At 62.6% G+C, this 18,047-nt stretch carries 22 protein-coding genes; 9 read left to right on the top strand and 13 right to left on the bottom strand.

Features of this window, described 5'->3' with window-relative positions:
* Positions 1 to 4: 4 nt before the first annotated feature.
* The 3 genes from sdhA to sdhC are packed head-to-tail and all read right to left on the bottom strand — an operon-like array spanning position 5 to position 2,517.
* Complete coding sequence (gene sdhA / locus ACODS1_RS19460) at positions 5 to 1,777, bottom strand: succinate dehydrogenase flavoprotein subunit (protein ID WP_159971346.1); 1,773 nt, start codon at positions 1,775 to 1,777, stop codon at positions 5 to 7.
* Between the two features lie 3 nt (positions 1,778 to 1,780).
* A complete protein-coding gene (sdhD, locus tag ACODS1_RS19455; protein ID WP_159971347.1) occupies positions 1,781 to 2,149 on the bottom strand; it encodes a succinate dehydrogenase, hydrophobic membrane anchor protein in 369 nt (122 codons plus the stop codon).
* A complete protein-coding gene (gene sdhC / locus ACODS1_RS19450; RefSeq protein ID WP_489086955.1) occupies positions 2,143 to 2,517 on the bottom strand; it encodes a succinate dehydrogenase, cytochrome b556 subunit in 375 nt (124 codons plus the stop codon). The genes sdhD and sdhC overlap by 7 nt, the downstream gene beginning before the upstream one ends.
* A gap of 361 nt (positions 2,518 to 2,878) precedes the next feature.
* Between sdhC and gltA the strand changes: the two genes are divergently transcribed.
* Positions 2,879 to 4,159: a citrate synthase gene (gene gltA / locus ACODS1_RS19445; protein WP_322977969.1), complete on the top strand. Its 1,281-nt coding sequence runs from the start codon at positions 2,879 to 2,881 to the stop codon at positions 4,157 to 4,159.
* Between the two features lie 52 nt (positions 4,160 to 4,211).
* On the opposite strand, the gene ACODS1_RS19440 is transcribed toward gltA, so the two are convergent.
* The 3 genes from ACODS1_RS19440 to ACODS1_RS19430 form a co-directional block, all read right to left on the bottom strand.
* Positions 4,212 to 4,817 (bottom strand): START domain-containing protein, encoded by a 606-nt coding sequence (locus ACODS1_RS19440; protein WP_322977970.1) that lies wholly within the window; start codon positions 4,815 to 4,817, stop codon positions 4,212 to 4,214.
* Between the two features lie 60 nt (positions 4,818 to 4,877).
* On the bottom strand, positions 4,878 to 5,129 hold the full coding sequence (locus ACODS1_RS19435) for a YkgJ family cysteine cluster protein (RefSeq protein WP_322977971.1): 252 nt from the start codon (positions 5,127 to 5,129) through the stop codon (positions 4,878 to 4,880).
* Between the two features lie 67 nt (positions 5,130 to 5,196).
* Positions 5,197 to 6,069, bottom strand: a complete 873-nt coding sequence (locus ACODS1_RS19430; protein WP_489086954.1) for an NAD(P)-dependent oxidoreductase — start codon at positions 6,067 to 6,069, stop codon at positions 5,197 to 5,199.
* 113 nt (positions 6,070 to 6,182) lie between these two features.
* On the opposite strand from ACODS1_RS19430, the gene ACODS1_RS19425 reads away from it, so the two are divergent.
* The 3 genes from ACODS1_RS19425 to rhtA all read left to right on the top strand — a co-directional run bounded on the left by ACODS1_RS19425 (position 6,183) and on the right by rhtA (position 8,057).
* On the top strand, positions 6,183 to 6,731 hold the full coding sequence (locus tag ACODS1_RS19425) for a 3'-5' exonuclease (RefSeq protein ID WP_489086953.1): 549 nt from the start codon (positions 6,183 to 6,185) through the stop codon (positions 6,729 to 6,731).
* Between the two features lie 118 nt (positions 6,732 to 6,849).
* Complete coding sequence (gene ppnP / locus ACODS1_RS19420; RefSeq protein ID WP_322977974.1) at positions 6,850 to 7,131, top strand: pyrimidine/purine nucleoside phosphorylase; 282 nt, start codon at positions 6,850 to 6,852, stop codon at positions 7,129 to 7,131.
* A 74-nt stretch (positions 7,132 to 7,205) separates the two neighbouring features.
* Positions 7,206 to 8,057 (top strand): threonine/homoserine exporter RhtA, encoded by an 852-nt coding sequence (rhtA, locus tag ACODS1_RS19415; RefSeq protein ID WP_489086952.1) that lies wholly within the window; start codon positions 7,206 to 7,208, stop codon positions 8,055 to 8,057.
* Here rhtA and ACODS1_RS19410 read toward each other — a convergent pair whose 3' ends face one another.
* The 5 genes from ACODS1_RS19410 to ACODS1_RS19390 are packed head-to-tail and all read right to left on the bottom strand — an operon-like array spanning position 8,058 to position 12,372.
* Positions 8,058 to 9,821: an ABC transporter transmembrane domain-containing protein gene (locus ACODS1_RS19410; RefSeq protein ID WP_489086951.1), complete on the bottom strand. Its 1,764-nt coding sequence runs from the start codon at positions 9,819 to 9,821 to the stop codon at positions 8,058 to 8,060.
* Positions 9,822 to 9,829: 8 nt separating this feature from the next.
* On the bottom strand, positions 9,830 to 10,237 hold the full coding sequence (locus tag ACODS1_RS19405; protein WP_489086950.1) for a DoxX-like family protein: 408 nt from the start codon (positions 10,235 to 10,237) through the stop codon (positions 9,830 to 9,832).
* Complete coding sequence (locus ACODS1_RS19400; protein WP_489086949.1) at positions 10,230 to 10,661, bottom strand: thiol-disulfide oxidoreductase DCC family protein; 432 nt, start codon at positions 10,659 to 10,661, stop codon at positions 10,230 to 10,232. The genes ACODS1_RS19405 and ACODS1_RS19400 overlap by 8 nt, the downstream gene beginning before the upstream one ends.
* Positions 10,654 to 11,247 (bottom strand): DUF1287 domain-containing protein, encoded by a 594-nt coding sequence (locus ACODS1_RS19395; protein WP_489086948.1) that lies wholly within the window; start codon positions 11,245 to 11,247, stop codon positions 10,654 to 10,656. Before ACODS1_RS19395 ends, ACODS1_RS19400 begins: the two co-directional genes overlap by 8 nt.
* A gap of 9 nt (positions 11,248 to 11,256) precedes the next feature.
* Positions 11,257 to 12,372, bottom strand: coding sequence for an ATP-NAD kinase family protein (locus ACODS1_RS19390; RefSeq protein ID WP_489086947.1), 1,116 nt, complete (start codon positions 12,370 to 12,372; stop codon positions 11,257 to 11,259).
* Positions 12,373 to 12,520: 148 nt separating this feature from the next.
* Here ACODS1_RS19390 and ACODS1_RS19385 point away from each other — a divergent pair, with 148 nt between their 5' ends.
* Positions 12,521 to 12,691 carry a PA1571 family protein gene (locus tag ACODS1_RS19385; protein ID WP_489086946.1) on the top strand — a complete coding sequence of 57 codons (171 nt, stop codon included), beginning with the start codon at positions 12,521 to 12,523 and terminating at the stop codon, positions 12,689 to 12,691.
* 39 nt (positions 12,692 to 12,730) lie between these two features.
* Here ACODS1_RS19385 and msrB read toward each other — a convergent pair whose 3' ends face one another.
* Positions 12,731 to 13,126, bottom strand: coding sequence for a peptide-methionine (R)-S-oxide reductase MsrB (msrB, locus tag ACODS1_RS19380; RefSeq protein WP_322977982.1), 396 nt, complete (start codon positions 13,124 to 13,126; stop codon positions 12,731 to 12,733).
* 246 nt (positions 13,127 to 13,372) lie between these two features.
* Here msrB and ACODS1_RS19375 point away from each other — a divergent pair, with 246 nt between their 5' ends.
* The 3 genes from ACODS1_RS19375 (at position 13,373) to htpX (ending at position 16,004) form a co-directional block, all read left to right on the top strand.
* Positions 13,373 to 14,584 carry a pyridoxal phosphate-dependent aminotransferase gene (locus ACODS1_RS19375; RefSeq protein ID WP_489086945.1) on the top strand — a complete coding sequence of 404 codons (1,212 nt, stop codon included), beginning with the start codon at positions 13,373 to 13,375 and terminating at the stop codon, positions 14,582 to 14,584.
* A gap of 6 nt (positions 14,585 to 14,590) precedes the next feature.
* The gene (locus ACODS1_RS19370; RefSeq protein ID WP_322977984.1) at positions 14,591 to 15,043 is read left to right on the top strand and encodes a hypothetical protein; all 453 of its coding nucleotides are present in this window, start codon (positions 14,591 to 14,593) and stop codon (positions 15,041 to 15,043) included.
* 88 nt (positions 15,044 to 15,131) lie between these two features.
* Positions 15,132 to 16,004, top strand: coding sequence for a protease HtpX (htpX, locus tag ACODS1_RS19365; protein ID WP_322977985.1), 873 nt, complete (start codon positions 15,132 to 15,134; stop codon positions 16,002 to 16,004).
* 49 nt (positions 16,005 to 16,053) lie between these two features.
* Here the strand turns inward: htpX and ACODS1_RS19360 are convergent, their stop codons facing one another.
* Positions 16,054 to 16,713 carry a thiopurine S-methyltransferase gene (locus tag ACODS1_RS19360; RefSeq protein WP_489086944.1) on the bottom strand — a complete coding sequence of 220 codons (660 nt, stop codon included), beginning with the start codon at positions 16,711 to 16,713 and terminating at the stop codon, positions 16,054 to 16,056.
* A gap of 55 nt (positions 16,714 to 16,768) precedes the next feature.
* Between ACODS1_RS19360 and ACODS1_RS19355 the strand changes: the two genes are divergently transcribed.
* Complete coding sequence (locus ACODS1_RS19355; protein WP_489086943.1) at positions 16,769 to 18,001, top strand: transporter substrate-binding domain-containing protein; 1,233 nt, start codon at positions 16,769 to 16,771, stop codon at positions 17,999 to 18,001.
* Positions 18,002 to 18,047: the final 46 nt, after the last annotated feature.

The raw sequence follows: 18,047 nt of genomic DNA, 5'->3' as shown, positions 1-18,047 counted from the left end.
ACCCTTAATAAGTCCGAACCTTGGGTTCAAATGCCGGAACGGTCTTCGGCGCGAAGTTCACGTCACGCTTGGCTACGCGCTTCTCGCCCGGGAAGTAGAGCGAATGGCACAGCCAGTTCTGATCGTCGCGCTCCTCGAAGTCTTCGCGAGCGTGCGCACCGCGGGACTCTTTGCGAGCCTCGGCAGCCACAGCGGTCGCTTCGGCGACTTCGAGCAGGTTTTGCAGTTCCAGCGCCTCGATACGCGCAGTGTTGAACGCCTGGCTCTTGTCGGAGATTTTCACCTTGGCGATACGCTCGCGCAGGTCGGCCAGTTGTTGGATGCCCTTCTGCATGTACTCGCCAGTGCGGAACACGCCGAAGTAGTTTTGCATGCACTGCTGCAGCTCACGCTTGAGCGGAGCCACTTCTTCACCGGTGCTGCGTTCGTTGACACCAGCCAGACGGGCGAGCGACTGCTCGATGTCGGTTTCGCTGGCACCACGGACTTCCACGCCCTCTTTCAGCGCTTTTTCCAGGTGCAGGCCAGCGGCGCGACCGAACACCACCAGGTCGAGCAGCGAGTTGCCGCCCAGGCGGTTGGCACCGTGCACCGATACGCAAGCCACTTCACCTACGGCGAACAGACCTTCGATGATGGTGTCCTTGCCGTTGGCATCCTGAGTGATGGCCTGGCCATGAATGTTGGTGGCAACGCCGCCCATCATGTAGTGGCAGGTCGGGATGACCGGAATCGGCGCGACGACCGGATCGACGTGAGCGAAGGTCTTCGACAGTTCGCAGATACCCGGCAGGCGGCTGTGCAGCACTTCTTCACCGAGGTGATCGAGCTTGAGCAGCACGTGATCCTTGTTCGGGCCAACACCGTTGCCGGCGATGACTTCCTTGACCATGGAACGTGCAACCACATCGCGGCCGGCCAGATCTTTGGCGTTCGGCGCGTAGCGCTCCATGAAACGCTCACCATGGGCGTTGATCAGGTAACCACCCTCACCACGGCAGCCTTCGGTGACCAGCACACCAGCGCCGGCGATGCCGGTCGGGTGGAACTGCCACATCTCGATGTCCTGAACCGGCACGCCGGCACGCAGGGCCATGCCCACGCCGTCACCGGTGTTGATCAGGGCGTTGGTGGTGGAGGCGTAGATACGGCCGGCACCGCCAGTGGCCAGAACCACGGCCTTGGAACGGATGTAGACGGTTTCGCCAGTTTCGATGCAGATGGCGATGATGCCGACAATGGCGCCATCCTGGTTCTTGACCAGATCGACCGCATACCACTCGTTGAGGAACGAGGTGCCAGCTTTCAGGTTGGCCTGGTACAGGGTGTGCAGCAGCGCGTGACCGGTACGGTCGGCAGCAGCGCAGGTACGGGCGGCCTGGGTCGGATTGTCCGGACCCTTGGACTGACCACCGAACGGACGCTGATAGATGCGACCCTGCTCGGTACGGGAGAATGGCAAGCCCATGTGCTCGAGCTCGAACACGGCTTCCGGACCAACGGAACACATGTACTCGATAGCGTCCTGGTCACCGATGTAATCGGAACCCTTGACGGTATCGTACATGTGCCAGCGCCAATCATCGTTCGGGTCGGCCGAAGCGATGGCGCAGGTGATGCCACCCTGAGCGGAAACAGTGTGCGAACGAGTCGGGAACACCTTGGTGACCACGGCAGTCTTGTGACCGCCTTGAGCCAGCTGCAGCGCAGCGCGCATGCCGGCACCACCACCACCAACGATGATGGCGTCATAAGAAAGAGTACGGATGCTAGCCATGAATCAGAAACCCCACAGAATCTGCACGCCCCAGACGAAATACGCGAACATGGCGATGCCACACGCGGCCTGGAACAGGAAACGTACAACGGTAGCCGACTTGCCCAGCGCCATCGGCGTCAGGTAGTCAGTGGAGATGGTCCACATACCGACCCAGGCGTGAGCGCTCAGCGCCACCAGAGCCAGCAGACTGAAGATACGCATAGCAGTGTGCGAGAACAGGCCGTGCCATTCGGCGTAGCCCATACCCGGATTACAGATTACATAGCCCAGCAGAAACAGCGTGTAAGCCGCGAGAACGACCGCGGAAACGCGTTGAGCCATCCAGTCATAGAGGCCCGAACGCGAGAAGTTCGTGACATTAGTTACCATATCCACACCCCCAGCAGCACGATCACGACCGCCGCAACGGCGATGACGATTTTAGAGCCCAGCTTGCCGCCTTCCAGCGTCTCGCCTACCCCGGCATCCATGATCAGATGGCGCACACCGGCCACCAGGTGGTACAGCAGAGCGGACAACAGACCCCAGATCACGAACTTGGCCAGCGGGCTGGTCAGGCACTCTTTCACCTGGGCGAAGCCCTCTTCGGAGGTCAGCGATTTGTCGAGGCCAAGCAGCAGAAAGGCGATACCGACAAAAAGGATGACACCGGAGATACGGTGAAGAATGGACGTGTAAGCGGTGATTGGGAGCTTGATAGTCCTAAGGTCTAGGTTTACAGGTCGTTGGCTATTCACGGCTTTTTATCACACTGAGAGCCCCTAAACTTCAGGGCAAAGTTGTTGGGAAGTGCACTGGTCAGGTACCCATCACCCAAGGAGTGACGACCGCTTTTATACGGCTATTAAGCCCCAGCGGTCGGGCGCAGAGTATAGACAGTTAGCAGACTAATGACAATGCAAAGGCCTCCCCCAAAAAGCGCATTGCAGCCCCGTTACAAATGGCGTAAATAGCGCCCTTTTTTCGCTAAAAATAGCGCCCAAACCCTTCTGCCACAGGGGTTTTCGCAAATTGACTTTCGGATTTATCCCACTATAGTGGTGCGGGCCCTGCGTGGGGGGCTGTCTGATGATTTCAAGCATAACTAGGAGGCCACACATGGCTGACAAAAAAGCGCAGTTGATCATCGAGGGCGCTGCCCCCGTAGACCTGCCTGTTCTGACCGGCACCGTTGGTCCCGATGTAATCGATGTGCGGGGCCTGACCGCCACGGGTCGGTTCACCTTCGATCCCGGCTTCATGTCGACCGCCTCTTGCGAGTCGAAGATCACCTATATCGACGGTGACAAGGGCATCCTGCTGCATCGCGGCTACCCCATCGAACAGCTTGCAGAAAAATCCGACTACCTGGAAACCTGCTACCTGCTGCTCAACGGCGAACTGCCGAGCAAGGAAGAAAAGGCCCAGTTCGTCAGCACCATCAAGAACCACACCATGGTTCACGAGCAGCTGAAGACCTTCTTCAACGGCTTTCGTCGCGATGCCCACCCGATGGCCATCATGTGTGGCGTGGTCGGCGCCCTGTCCGCCTTCTATCACGACTCACTGGACATCAAGAACCCGAAGCATCGCGAAGTATCGGCCATGCGTCTGATCGCCAAGATGCCGACCATTGCCGCCATGGCTTACAAGTACTCCATGGGCCAACCCATGATGTACCCGCGTAACGACCTGAACTACGCGGAAAACTTCCTCCACATGATGTTCAACACCCCGGCCGAGACCAAGGCGATCAGCCCGGTACTGGCCAAGGCGATGGACAAGATCTTCATTCTCCACGCCGACCACGAGCAGAACGCCTCCACCTCTACCGTGCGCCTGGCAGGTTCCTCGGGCGCCAACCCGTTCGCCTGTATCGCAGCCGGTATCGCTGCCCTCTGGGGCCCGGCACACGGCGGCGCCAACGAAGCGGTGCTGACCATGCTCGACGAGATCGGCAGCGTGGAAAACATCGACAAGTTCGTGGCCAAGGCCAAGGACAAGGACGATCCGTTCAAGCTGATGGGCTTCGGCCACCGCGTCTACAAGAACTTCGACCCGCGCGCCAAGGTCATGAAGCAGACCTGCGACGAAGTACTGGCCGAGCTGGGCATCAACGACCCGCAACTGGAACTGGCGATGAAGCTGGAAGAGATCGCGCGCAACGATCCTTACTTCAAGGAGCGCAACCTCTACCCGAACGTGGACTTCTACTCGGGCATCATCCTCAAGGCCATCGGCATCCCGACCTCGATGTTCACCGTGATCTTCGCCCTGGCGCGCACCGTCGGCTGGATCTCGCACTGGAAGGAAATGCTCTCCGGCCCGTACAAGATTGGCCGTCCGCGCCAGCTGTACACCGGCTACGAGCAACGCGACCTGCCGGACGATCGCGGCTGATCGCCACGCTGGATCGAAAAAGGCTGCCAATGGCAGCCTTTTTCTTTTTAACTCAGTTCGCCTGCGCCTGGCTGCGCAGCGCCTTCAACGTCTGCAGGGGCGCATCCACCACGAAGCTGTTGGCCAGCCAGGAAGGCACGCTGCCGCCCGGCTCGGTGTGCACTTCGTAAATCACCTCGACCTCACCGTTACCCAGCGGACGCAAATTCCATTGCCCGTCCACGCGACGCACACGGACGAAATCCTTGTCCTCTGGCAGACGTTCCGGTGCCGCTTTCAGCAATCGCGTCACGCTGCCATCTGCCGCCTTCTGCGTGGTGACCTCGAGTATCGAATCACGCGCCTTGACCGGCCAAGGCATATCGAAGCGCGTATAGACCCAACCGTGCCCGCCATCACTTTCCAGCAAGCGTTGCGACTGGCAGCTGTAGATCCAGGTGCAGGACTGCGCGACATCCTCCTGCAGGGCCAGCAGGCGAGAAATATCGCTCTTGATCTTCACCACGCCGCGATAGGCCTTGTATTTGGAACCCGGCACCTCCGCCAGGTAAACCTGCACGCCCTCTTCTTCCCGCTCGAGCTTCCAGGGCCGCTCGGCCGCCTGGACACTCGTGACGCCCAGCAACACAGCCAGGGCTGCGATACGAACCTTTTTCATGCCAACTCCCAGAGTGCTTTTCGCTTCAGACCAGCCACGAATGAATCAGGTTCAGGGGGCTCAGGCCGTCGCCTGCTCGAGCCAGCCAATCATGCGCAAGGCGCTCTCGCGACTGTCGCCACACACGGCCTCGTCAGCGCGAAACCCCGAACACACTGCAGGCCGCTCCGGCAGCCCGAACAGGGCGCAGAGATGCTCGGCAGACAAATGAATGCAGCGCACCCCCGCCGGCTTGCCCGCTGGCATACCGGGGATCGGCGAACTGATGGAAGGAGCGATGCAGCAGGCACCGCAACCTGCACGGCAATCCATGAAGAGCACCTCGACAGACGAAACGAACGGCGGCGATATTAGCGCCTGTCGAGGCCCGGCAGTAGGGTCAGCGATCGCGCTGCAGGCGCGCGATCAGGCTGGACGTATCCCAGCGCCCACCACCCATGCCCTGGACGTCGGCATAGAACTGATCGACCAGCGCCGTCACGGGCAACTGCGCACCGTTGCGCCGCGACTCTTCAAGCAGAATCGACAAATCCTTGCGCATCCAGTCGACCGCAAAGCCAAAGTCGAACTCGCCCTCGAGCATGGTCTTGTAGCGATTTTCCATCTGCCAGGACTGCGCCGCGCCCTTGCTGATCACCTCGACCACGGCCTGACCGTCAAGCCCGGCACACTGGGCGAAGTTGAGCGCCTCGGCCAACCCCTGCACCAGACCAGCAATGCAGATCTGATTGACCATCTTGGTCAACTGCCCGCTACCGGCTGGCCCCATCAGGCGCATCATCCGCGCATAGGCCTGGATCACCGGCTCGGCCTTGGCATAAACCTGCGCCTCGCCACCGACCATGATGGTCAGCACGCCATTGACCGCCCCGGCCTGCCCACCGGATACCGGCGCATCGAGAAAGCCCAGCCCACGCTCGCTGGCGATATCCGCCAGCTCACGTGCCACGTCGGCGGAAGCCGTAGTGTGGTCGACGAAGATCGCTCCCGCAGCCATACCGGCATACGCGCCGTCGCCCCCCAGCACCACGCTGCGCAAGTCGTCATCATTGCCCACGCAGCACATCACCAGCTCGGCGCCCTGCACAGCCTCGCGCGGTGTCGGCGCGCTGCTGCCCTGGTACTCGCCCAACCATTGCTCGGCCTTGGCCGGCGAGCGGTTGTAGACCGTTACCTGATGACCGTTGCGCGCCAGGTGGCCGGCCATCGGGTAGCCCATTACCCCCAGCCCGAGAAATGCAACCTTCGCCATACACACCTCCTCTGATACACAGGCGCCAGAGCCTACACGCCGTTTGCCGACAGCGAAAAGCTTTTCCATACTGCCGTACCGCGACGCACGGCCCGAACCGCAAAGGAGCGCCCATGGGACATTGGCTGGTCATCGATCTGGAAGCCACCACCGACGAGGGTGGCTGGCCGCTGGAAGAGATGGAGATCATCGAGATCGGCGCCACACTGGTAACAACCGACGGCCATGAGTGCGATCACTTTCAGCGCTTCATTCGCCCACAACGCCGCCCCTGCCTGACCGTTTTTTGCCGTGAGCTAACCCATATCACCCAGAACGACATCGACTCCGCCGCGCCGCTACCGCAGGTCTGGGCGCAGTTCGAGCGCTGGCTGGGCCAGCATGCCCCTCGCCTGGTCGGCTGGAGCAGCTGGGGCGATTACGACCGCCGCCAGTTGCTGCGCGAGTGGCAACAGCATGATCTGCGCAGCCTGCTCAGTGACACGCCACACCTGAACCTCAAGCAGGCCTTCGCCAGGGCGCGCCAACTGGCCCGCCCCGTCGGCCTGCATGGCGCACTGCAACTGGCCGGCTTGCAGTTCCAGGGCCAGCAGCATCGCGCCCTGATGGACGCCCGCAACACGGCGCGTCTACTACCCCTGGTGCTGCCCATCAAAGGGTGATGACGGCGCCAGAGCGCTTGGGCATACTGTCGGGCCTTTTCCAGCCCAGCGACGAGCGGTGCGTCAGCGCTGCCGTCGACTTCGCGGCCCCTTTCGCCCCTTTTCCGAGGAATCGCAGATGTTCAAGGTCAACGAATACTTCGACGGCACCGTCAAATCCATCGGCTTCGCCATGGCCGAAGGCCCTGCCACCATCGGCGTGATGGCGCCGGGCGAATACGAATTCGGCACCAGCCAGCTGGAAGTGATGCATGTGGTAGCCGGCGCCCTGACCGTGAAGCTGCCGGGTAGCGACGCCTGGGACACTTTCGAAGCCGGCAGCCAGTTCACCGTACCGGCGAACAGCAAGTTCCAGCTGAAAGTTGCCGTCGACACCGCCTACCTCTGCGAATACCGCTAAGCCTTAGCGCGCTGTGAAGAACCGGCCCCCAGCGGCCGGTTTTTTCTTTCAACCACCAGCATCAGGACAGCCTCATGCCCCGCACCACCCTGTTCGCCCCCATCGCCCTGCTGGTGGTGGCCATGATGTCGATCCAGAGTGGCGCGTCGCTGGCAAAGCACCTCTTTCCGCTGGTGGGCGCCGAGGGCACGACAGCCCTACGCCTGGTGCTGGGCGCGATCATCCTGTCACTGGTGATGCAGCCCTGGCGTGCGCGCCTCGACCTGCGCAAGTGTCACGCGCTGGTTGCCTATGGCCTGTCCCTGGGCGGGATGAACCTGCTGTTCTACATGTCGCTGCAGAGCATCCCACTGGGCATCGCGGTGGCACTGGAATTCACCGGGCCGCTGGCGCTGGCGCTGTTTTCTTCGCGCAGGCTGCTGGATTTCGTCTGGGTCATCCTGGCCATCGCCGGCCTGTGGCTGCTGCTGCCAACCGGTGCCACGCAGAGCGCCATCGATCCGCTGGGCGCGGCATTGGCACTCGGGGCCGGCGTCTGCTGGTCGCTGTACATCATCTTCGGTCAGAAGGCCGGCGCCGCGCATGGCCGCCATACGGTCGCACTCGGTACCTGGGTCGCGGCCATCCTGGTACTGCCGATTGGCGCCTGGCATGCGGGCAGCGGCCTGCTCAACGTCGACCTGCTGCCCATCGCCCTCGGCGTGGCGGTCTTGTCCTCGGCCCTGCCCTACAGCCTGGAAATGGTCGCCCTCACCCGCCTGCCGGCACGCACCTTCAGCGTACTGATGAGCCTGGAGCCAGCCATCGCCGCACTCTGCGGCCTGGTATTTCTCGGGGAAAAGCTGCTCTGGGGCCAATGGCTCGCCGTGGGAGCGATCATCATCGCTTCAGCGGGCGCCGCCGCGACCATCCGCCCTCAGCACTGATCAGCCATTCTGGCCGAATTGCAGCTCGGCCAGACGCGCATACAGAGGGCTCAGCGTCAGCAGTTCGGCATGCTTGCCAATGGCAGCCAGACGCCCCTGCTCGATCACGGCAATGCGATCAGCCTGCTTTACCGTGGCCAGACGATGGGCAATCACCAGCGTCGTGCGCCCGGCCATCAGCCCCGGCAGCGCCTGCTGGATCAGGTGCTCACTCTCGGCGTCCAGTGCGCTGGTGGCTTCGTCGAGCAGCAGGATTGGCGCATCGGCGAGCAAGGCCCGGGCAATCGCCAGGCGCTGACGCTGCCCGCCCGACAGCCCCAGCCCGGCGTCGCCCAGATGAGTCTGGTAGCCCTGCGGCAGGCGCTGGATGAATTCATGCGCATGCGCCGCCCGCGCAGCTGCCTCGACCTCTGCCTGTGTGGCACCCAGACGCCCATAGCGGATGTTGTCCTCGACGCTGCCAAAGAACAGCGCCGGGTTCTGCGAGACCAGCGCAAAGCAGCTGCGCAGCTCCCGTGGATCGAGCTGGTCGATGGGCACACCGTCGACGAGGATGCGCCCAGCCTGCGGATCGAAGAAGCGCAGCAGCAGATCGAACAGGGTCGACTTGCCCGCCCCGGAAGGGCCGACCAGCGCCAGGGTTTCACCAGCCGCCACCTGCAAGTCGATGCCATCGATGGCATTGCTGTCCGGGCGCGACGGATAGGCGAAGCGCACCTGCTGCAACGCCAGGCTGCCCTGCACCGGCTTCGACAGATCCTGCGGCTGCTCTGGCGCGACGATGTCACTGCGCGCGCGGAGTAATTCGCCGATGCGCTCGGCTGCCCCCGCCGCGCGTTGCAGTTCGCCGATTACTTCGCTGAGGGTTCCGAAGGACGAACCAACGATCAGTGCATAGAACACGAAGGCCGCCAGTTCGCCGCCGGAAATGCGCCCGGCGATCACATCCATGCCGCCCACCCAGAGCATCACGCCAACGGCGCCCAGCACCAGCACGATGACCACGGTAACCAGCCAGGCACGCTGGGCGATGCGCTTGCGCGCCACCTCGAATGCCGCCTCGGCGGAATCGGCGAAGCGACGCTTGTCCTCGTCCTGATGGTTATAGGCCTGCACGGTCTTGATCTGTGCCAGAGCCTCGCCCACGTAGCTGCCAACGTCGGCCACGCGATCCTGGCTCTGTCGTGAGAGCGAACGGACGCGGCGCCCGAACAGCAGGATCGGCGCCACCACCAACGGTAACGCCGCCAGCACGATGCCACTGAGCTTGGCATTGGTAACCACCAGCAGCACGCTGCCGCCGATCAGCATAATCAGGTTGCGCAGCGCCATCGACAGCGACGAGCCGATCACCGATTGCAGCAAGGTAGTATCGGCCGTGAGCCGCGACTGGATCTCCGAGCTGCGATTGTTCTCGTAAAAGCCGGGGTGCAATTCGATCAGATGATCGAAGACGTGGCGGCGGATATCGGCCACCACCCGCTCCCCAATCCACGACACCAGGTAGAAGCGCGAATAGGTACCGAACGCCAGGGCCAGTACCAGCACGAAGAACAGCCCCAGCGAATGCTGCAACGCCTCCGGGGATTGCGTAGCCAGCCCCTGATCCACCAGCAGCTTGATGCCCTGGCCCATGGACAGGGTGATCGCCGCCGTGAACAGCAAGGCCAGCAGCGCGCCCAGCACGCGACCACGATAAGGGGCAATGAAACGCCAGGACAGGCGCAAGGCGCCGCGCTGGCGGGAAGAAAGCATCGATGCCATGACAGGCCTCAGGAGTCTGCTGCGGAGGGCGCCTCGGCCAACCAGGCCACCGCGCAGAGCGCCAGCGCAGCCAGGTTGGTCGAAAGCGGGTTGAACGCCTGGATCAACAGATGGGGACTCAGCAGCACGACATCAAGCAGCAGCGCCAGCAATACTGCGCCGGCCAGCAGCAACGGCCAACGCTGTCGCCACATCGCCAGCAGCGCGACACCCAGGAGAACTTCGGCGGCGCCACCGACGGCCGCGATCAATGGCGGCGCGAACAGAGGATGATCCGGCAAGCCGTGGGCCGCGATCATCGCCACCTCATCCGGGCTCAGCCAGAGAATCTTCGGCACCAGGCCATGCCAGATGAACACCGCCGCCAGCGCCAGGCGGGCGAGCCAGGCGATGCGCAGCAGGCGCGCATCAGTCATGCAGAAAACGCTCGGCGTGATCGGCAGTGGGCAACAGGCAGACCGCGTGGCGACCGAACAAGCGATAGCGATTCAGCGCGATGCGGTCATAACACCAATCACGCAGCGGGCGCGGTATCAGGCGCAGCCAGGCCAACACCCGCCAAGGCTGGGGCAAACGGGCCAGGATACGCAGCAAGGCGGTGGAGCGCACATGCAGGCCCGCCTCATCGATCAGCGCCATGGTGTCGAAATGATCGGTCGGAAGGCCATACCAGGCCAGCAATGCCTGCCCTTGCGGCGACTGCACCGAGGCCAGGCGGAACTGACGCTGCGCATCATGACGAATCAGGAACTTCGCCCAGCCATTGCACAGCTTGCAGACGCCGTCGAACAACACGACGCGCTCGCCAGCCGCGAGCCCAGGTGGTAATGGATCAGTCACGCGCGGCCTCCATCTGCTGAGCAAGCGGGCGGTAATGTCCGGTGATGGAATAAGCGAAGAGGATGTCCTCCTCCTGCGTACCGCGCCCGATGTTGTGCAATATCAGCGGAACGCCAGCGGGCGACTGGCGATCACTGACGATACCGATATGGGTCAGACCGCGCCCCAGATCCCAGGTGACGATATCACCCGCGCGATAGGCCGAAACCTCCCGACTGACAGGCTGCGACCAGCCCTGGCGCTTGAACCAGGTCATCAGATTGAGCACGCGACGGTGGTCGATATTGCTGTCCGGGCGGCTCAGCCCCCAGTGCTTCGGGTAAAGGGCGAAGTGGGCGCGCATGTCGCGATGCACCGCCTCCTGCAGATCCAGGCCCTGCTGGCGCAGCGCGCGGATCACCACGTCAGTGCATACACCGGTGGTCTGCGGCACGTCGCCGCCGGGGTAGCTCAGGCGGCGATAGACGGGGTCATAGCTCAGGGTCACCCCGACCTGCTTGCGCGCATCCAGCACCAGCTTGTCCGCCTCGATGGCCTGCGCGGCAAATGCCAGCAGGCCCAGCAGCGTAGCGACGATGATCCGCATCGCGACCTCCTATCGACTTAGGGGATAAAGCAATTCTTCCTTGTAGCCCGCCCAGACCTTTACCGCATCCGGGAAGGCATCATCCAGGCTCACGTCACCGCTGTCGACCAGCAGCGGCCGCCCGTCCAGCGTCCCCAGCTTGCGCTTGGTGGCGACCACCCGCAGGCGCTCCAGGCCGACGGCGCGCAGCACGCGTGGGCTGATCTGCTGATTGCCACGGCCGATGATATGACCCTGGCCGCCGATGGCAGTGACCAGCAGGTAACTCGGATGCCCGTCGACCAATGCGAACAACTCGGCTTCGGCGACATCGCGGGCGATCACCTGCCCCTCTTCGATCACATCGACGCCCAGCAGCGTGGTGTCCAGCCCCAGGTTCTGCGCCAGGCCATGCAGGGTCGAGCCTGGGCCGAACACGTAGCGCGTACCCGGTTCCCACTCGCTTTCCAGCCAGGCCGCCAGATCCGCCAGCACCAATTCTTCCGACTCCACGCCGCCCTGCTTGACCGCCTGCACGTAACCGCCCTCCTGCGGCACGCACAGCTCGCCATACCAGCGCGCCGTGACGCGACCGTCGCGCAGAGCGGCCTCGTCGATATCACGCACCTCACCGCTGGCCAGACGCACCAGACCACCCTCGACCAGGCGCGCGGTCAGTTCACCCGCCGCGCGCGGGCTGATGGCGTAGACCCCGGACTGGATCTTCACGCCGGCCGGAATGCCCAGCACTGGCTGCCCTTCTCGCACGGCGGCGCAGACATCGCGCGCCGTGCCGTCGCCGCCGGCGAACAGAATCAGTGCGACACCGGCCTCCTGCAGTTGAACGACGGCACGCCGCGTATCCTCGGCCGTGGTAGCGCCTTGCGCCACATCCCCCAGCAATCGATGGGAAAAACCCATCTGCGCCAACAGATCACCGCCCATGGCGCCGGGATAACTGATGAACTCGACACGCTCCTGCAGCGCCTGCAAGGGCTGTAGCGCTGTACGCGTGCGCTCGGCCGCTTTCGGCTCGACACCCAGCGCCAGTGCCTGCTCGGCCATGCCATCGCTACCCTTGAGCGCAGCGGGGCCGCCCAGGCCAGCGAGTGGGTTGATGATCAGACCTATATGAAAACGCGACATGCATTCCTCGACGAAGACGGCTGGCACGCCGCCTGCTTGTATCCCTACGCGATGACCGACGTGACGGTTTTCCGTACCGGCGTTGTCACCGCGCGTTCATCCAGCGCCTCTAGACTGCGCGCAGAGTAGACCGATGAGGAGACAGGCCATGAGCTTGCACGACACTGCCAAACCGAACACGCCCCGCCAGCAGCCGCTACCGGTGGGCGGTTTTATCATCGATGCGCAGGGGCGCGAAGTGCCGATCACCGAAGAGATGATCCAGCACGCCTGCCAGGCACTCGAACAAAACCGCCAGAGCCAGCCCGAGCGCCGTTGACCACCTGCCGGGCCGTCAGATCAGGCGGCCCGTGCGCCCTCACTCGCGCGGCACCAGCTTCAGCGACACGGAGTTGATGCAGTAGCGCATCCCCGTCGGCCTCGGCCCATCGGGAAAGACATGCCCCAGGTGCGCGTCGCACTTGGCGCACTTGACCTCAATCCGATGCATACCATGGCTGAAGTCATCCAGCTCACGAATCACGCCCTCACTGATTGGCTGGAAATAGCTCGGCCAGCCGCTGCCGGAGTCGTACTTGCTATCGGAATCGAACAGCGCCTCGCCGCAGCAGGCGCAGTGATAGACACCAGGCACCTTGCTGTCGTGATATTCGCCACTGAACGGGCGTTCCGTACCGCCTAAGCGGCAGACATGGAACTGTTCCTGCGAGAGTTCCTCGCGCCAGGAATCCAGGGGTTTATCGAGCTTGTCCACGGACTGCATGCCTCCTCATCGAAAACCAGACGGTAGTTAGGCGCGGCGCGCTGCAGAGATGACCGCTCCGCCCACAACCGACCGCACAACCACTGAAAAAAGCCGGGCCGGCACCTTTGCCGCACCCAGGCTGACACGTATGATTCGAGCCCAGTCTGTCACCCGTATTACAGGCTGCCAAGGTTCGCTCAGTCGATACTTTTGCGGCGTGCGTCAGCGGGTTCTCCATCGATCGGGATTTCTCACATGCAGGTCAGCAAATCGAACAAGCTCGCCAACGTCTGCTACGACATTCGTGGGCCGGTGCTCAAGCACGCCAAGCGTCTGGAAGAGGAAGGCCATCGCATCCTCAAGCTGAACATCGGCAACCCGGCGCCGTTCGGTTTCGAGGCACCGGAAGAGATCCTTCAGGACGTCATCCGCAACCTGCCCACCGCTCAAGGCTACAGCGACTCCAAAGGCCTGTTCAGCGCGCGCAAGGCGGTGATGCAGTATTACCAGCAGAAGCAGGTCGAAGGCGTCGGCATCGAGGACATCTACCTCGGCAACGGCGTGTCCGAGCTAATCGTCATGGCCATGCAGGCGCTGCTCAACAACGGTGACGAGGTGCTCATCCCCGCACCCGACTACCCGCTGTGGACGGCTGCCGTGGCACTGTCCGGCGGCAAGCCAGTGCATTACCTGTGCGACGAGCAGGCCGGCTGGTTCCCCGATATCGCCGACATGCGCGCCAAGATCACGCCGAATACCAAGGCGCTGGTGCTGATCAACCCGAACAACCCCACCGGCGCGGTGTACTCGCGCGAAGTGCTGCAGGACATCGTCGAGCTGGCCCGCCAGCACAACCTGGTGGTCTTTTCCGACGAGATCTACGACAAGATCCTCTACGACGAAGCCGTGCACATCAGCACCGCCTCGCTGGCTCCGGACGTGCTCTGCCTGACCTTCAACGGCCTGTCCAAGAGCTACCGCGTGGCCGGCTTCCGCTCCGGCTGGGTGGCCATTTCCGGGCCCAAGCACAAGGCGCAGAGCTATATCGAGGGTCTGGACATCCTGGCCAACATGCGCCTGTGCGCCAACGTGCCGAGCCAGCACGCGATTCAGACCGCGCTGGGCGGTTACCAGAGCATCAACGACCTGGTACTGCCCAACGGCCGTCTGCTGGAACAGCGCAACCGCACCTGGGAACTGCTCAACGACATCCCCGGCGTCAGTTGCGTCAAGCCCATGGGCGCGCTCTACGCCTTCCCGAAGATCGACCCGAAGGTCTGCCCGATCCACAACGATGAGAAGTTCGTGCTCGATCTGCTGCTCTCCGAGAAGCTGCTGATCGTCCAGGGCACGGCCTTCAACTGGCCGTGGCCGGATCACTTCCGCGTGGTCACCCTGCCCCGCGTCGACGACCTGGAGCAGGCCATCGGTCGCATCGGCAACTTCCTCAAGGGCTACAGCCAGTAAGCCGACATGGACCTGCAGATAGACGACTTCTACAAGGACGCGGCCAGCGGCCTGCTCATGCTCTACCAGGCCTTTCCGCGCAAGATGGCGCTGTACGTGGAAGACCTGATCGGGCGCGAGGAGCCGGACGAGTTCGGCCTGCCCAGCAAACGTCACCAGGCGTGCCTGGGCGCGTTATTGTGGCTGGCCGAGGAAGGCTATCTGCGCTTCGAGTCGACCATCGCCTACGACGCGCTGGATCAGGCCGTGCTCAGCGAGAAGGGCTTTCTGCGCCTGTCGCGCAGCGTGCCCCACGCACTTCCCGAAGGGGAACCCCTGCCGCCCAGTGTACGTCGCGTGCACGCCACCCTGGCCTTCCAGCTGCGTGAAGCACTGGCGCGCCAACATGGGGAACGCATTGCCCGCCTGACCCGTCTACTGTTCGAAAGCCAAGCGGCGCAGCCAAGCGACATAGTTTGAAATAGTCGCTGGTTGAAAGCCCCATGGGCGCGCCCTTATATAGCCGGCATTACTCGTACGTCTTTCCCGTGAGGAGTCCGTTCACACCATGATGCGCATTATGTTGTTCCTGGCCACCAACCTGGCGGTGCTGATCATCGCCAGCATCACCCTCAAACTGCTGGGGGTCGATCGGTTTACCGGCCAGAACCATGGCAGCTTGCTGATCTTCTGCGCCGTGTTCGGTTTCGCCGGCTCGCTGGTGTCGCTGTTCCTGTCCAAGTGGATGGCGAAGATGAGCACCGGCACGCAGATCATCACCCAGCCGCGTACCCGCCACGAACAGTGGTTGCTGCAGACCGTCGAGGAGCTGTCCCGCGAAGCCGGTATCAAGATGCCGGAAGTCGGTATCTTCCCGGCCTACGAGTCCAACGCCTTCGCCACCGGCTGGAACAAGAACGACGCACTGGTCGCCGTCAGCCAGGGCCTGCTGGAGCGCTTCTCCCCGGATGAAGTGCGCGCAGTGCTGGCCCACGAGATCGGCCACGTAGCCAATGGCGACATGGTGACTCTGGCTCTGATCCAGGGCGTCGTGAACACCTTCGTGATGTTCTTCGCGCGCATCTTCGGCAACTTCGTCGACAAGGCGATCCTGAAGAACGAGGAAGGCCACGGCATCGGCTACTTCGTCGCGACCATCTTCGCCGAGCTGGTACTGGGCATCCTGGCCAGCATCATCGTCATGTGGTTCTCGCGCAAACGCGAGTTCAAGGCCGACGAAGCCGGCGCCCAACTGGCCGGTACTGGTGCGATGATCGCCGCTCTGCAGCGCCTGCGCGCCGAACAGGGCGTGCCGGTACAGATGCCGGACAGCCTGACCGCCTTCGGCATCAATGGTGGCCTGAAGAACGGCCTGGCCGGCCTGCTGATGAGCCACCCGCCGCTGGAAGAACGCATCGAGGCGCTGCGTCGTCGCGGCTGATAACCGTAGACAAGCAAAGGGCGACCCTCGGGTCGCCCTTTTCGTTTGGCTAGGATGCTCGCCGCAGGTGATAGGTCGCCTCATCCAGCGCCTTGAGGTCGTGACGGATGAATTTCCAGTTACCCGCCAACACATCCTCTCGCTGCAACTCATCGATCTGCCAGGCCTGGGCAAACCGCTCGCGAACTTCGGCATCACTGACCGAGAACGGCGGGCCATCCATACGCGCCTGATCGTAGTCCAGCGTCACCAGCAGCCCCTGGCAGTCGCCCGGCAGAATGCTTTGCAGGTGCTCGGCATAACGCTCCCGCATCGCCACAGGCAGCGCAATCAGTGCCGCACGGTCATAGAACGCCTTGCAGCCTGCAACATCCTCTGCCGTGAGTGCGAAGAAATCGCCGCACCAGAGCGCCAGCGACCCCGCGCTGTAGATGCGAAACGTACCGTGTTCGTTCACCTGTGGCTGCAGGCCATGTTCTTCGAAGAAGGCCTGTACCGCCTTCTCCGCCAGTTCGACTCCCAGCACCGCATGCCCCTGCCCGGCGAGCCAGGCCAGATCCAGGCTCTTGCCGCACAACGGCACCAATACCTGACTGCTTCGAGGCAACTGCAACCTCGACCAGTGCCGCAGCAGATAGGCGTTAACCTGATCCTGATGAAAACCGATCTGATCCCGCGTCCAGCGCTCCTGCCAGAAAGCTTCGTGCATGTCTTTGCCCCTCACCTAAACTGAAATTCACTGCCCAACGCCGCGAAGTGCCATCATGCCTGCACGCCATGCCCGCTGTTTGACGTTGCTGTTATTGCTCACGCTCCCAGCCGTGCATGCCGAGGAAAAATCGCCCGTTCGTCTCGATACCAGCCTCGATGAGCCTTATCAGGTCTCAGTCGATGGCGAGCTGGGTGGCCAGTCGATCCGAGTACTGGAATGTATTTTCGACCATCTGCAACAACCTTATCGCATTCAACTCACCTCACTGAGCCGCGCCCGGCAGAACGTCAGCCGTCATATCGCCGACGGTTTCTTCAGTTCCGCCCCTGACAACCGCGTGGACGGCTACGCCCGACTTTCGGCGCCACTGCTGGCGGAGAAATGGTACTGGTACGCGCTGGATGCACGGGTGCTCAATCGGCCGATCTGGGATCGCAATCTGCGCATTGGCGCTGTACTGGGCAGCAACAGCCTTACCTGGCTGGAGGCGCGCGGGATCAATGTCGTGCAAAAGGTGGCACGCCTAGAACAACTGATCGAGCTGCTCCAGCGCGAGCGCATCGACCTGTTCCTGGCCGACGAAAATGCCATGCGCAGCGCCCTGCCCCAGCAGCCCTTGGCACAAGCGCTGCAGCAGCGCTTCGTACGCTATTCACCGCTCGGCGTGTACTTCTCCCATGATTTTCTCGAACTCCACCCGGACTTTCTCAACGCCTTCAACCGCCAGGTGGAACCCTGCGCCCCACGCGGCAGCAAGCTGACCGAAGAAGAAGCCGATTATCTGCGCCAACTGACGGCCCAGCATCTGCGTCGCTGGGCCTACCATGACGATCTACTGAACGCATTGCGCAAAGCCGACGCACGTAACACCAGTGATGCCCGGATTCAGGAGCTGGATCGGCAATGGCTGCGCGAGCGCCTGCTGGAGGAAAAACCACTGATCCGCAGCCTGCTTCAGGCACCGCCGTCGCGCCTGCTGATGAATGTCGCCGAGCAATACCATCCGTTATTCAATGAACTGTTCCTCAGTGACCGCTCGGGTCAACTGGTCGCCATCAGCGAGATCACCAGCGACTACTGGCAGGCCGATGAGGACGACTACCAACAGGCCAAACGCCTGCGGCCAGGCGAGATCCATATTGGCGACATCGAATACGATGGCTCCACGCAAAGCTTCCAGAGCAAGGTGTCAGCGCCGATTCACGACCCGCTCGACGGCCACTTCCTCGGCGTACTCAGCCTGGGGATCAATATCGAAACAGCCTTCGGCGACAGCTCTCGCTAGACATCCAAATCTTCGATAGTTATGGCGCAGAATATGCGTTATTCAT

This window comes from Pseudomonas sp. FG29, from assembly GCF_057809355.1.
The sequence above is the reverse complement of the archived record's forward strand: the minus strand, read 5'-3'. Positions and strand labels throughout refer to the sequence as shown.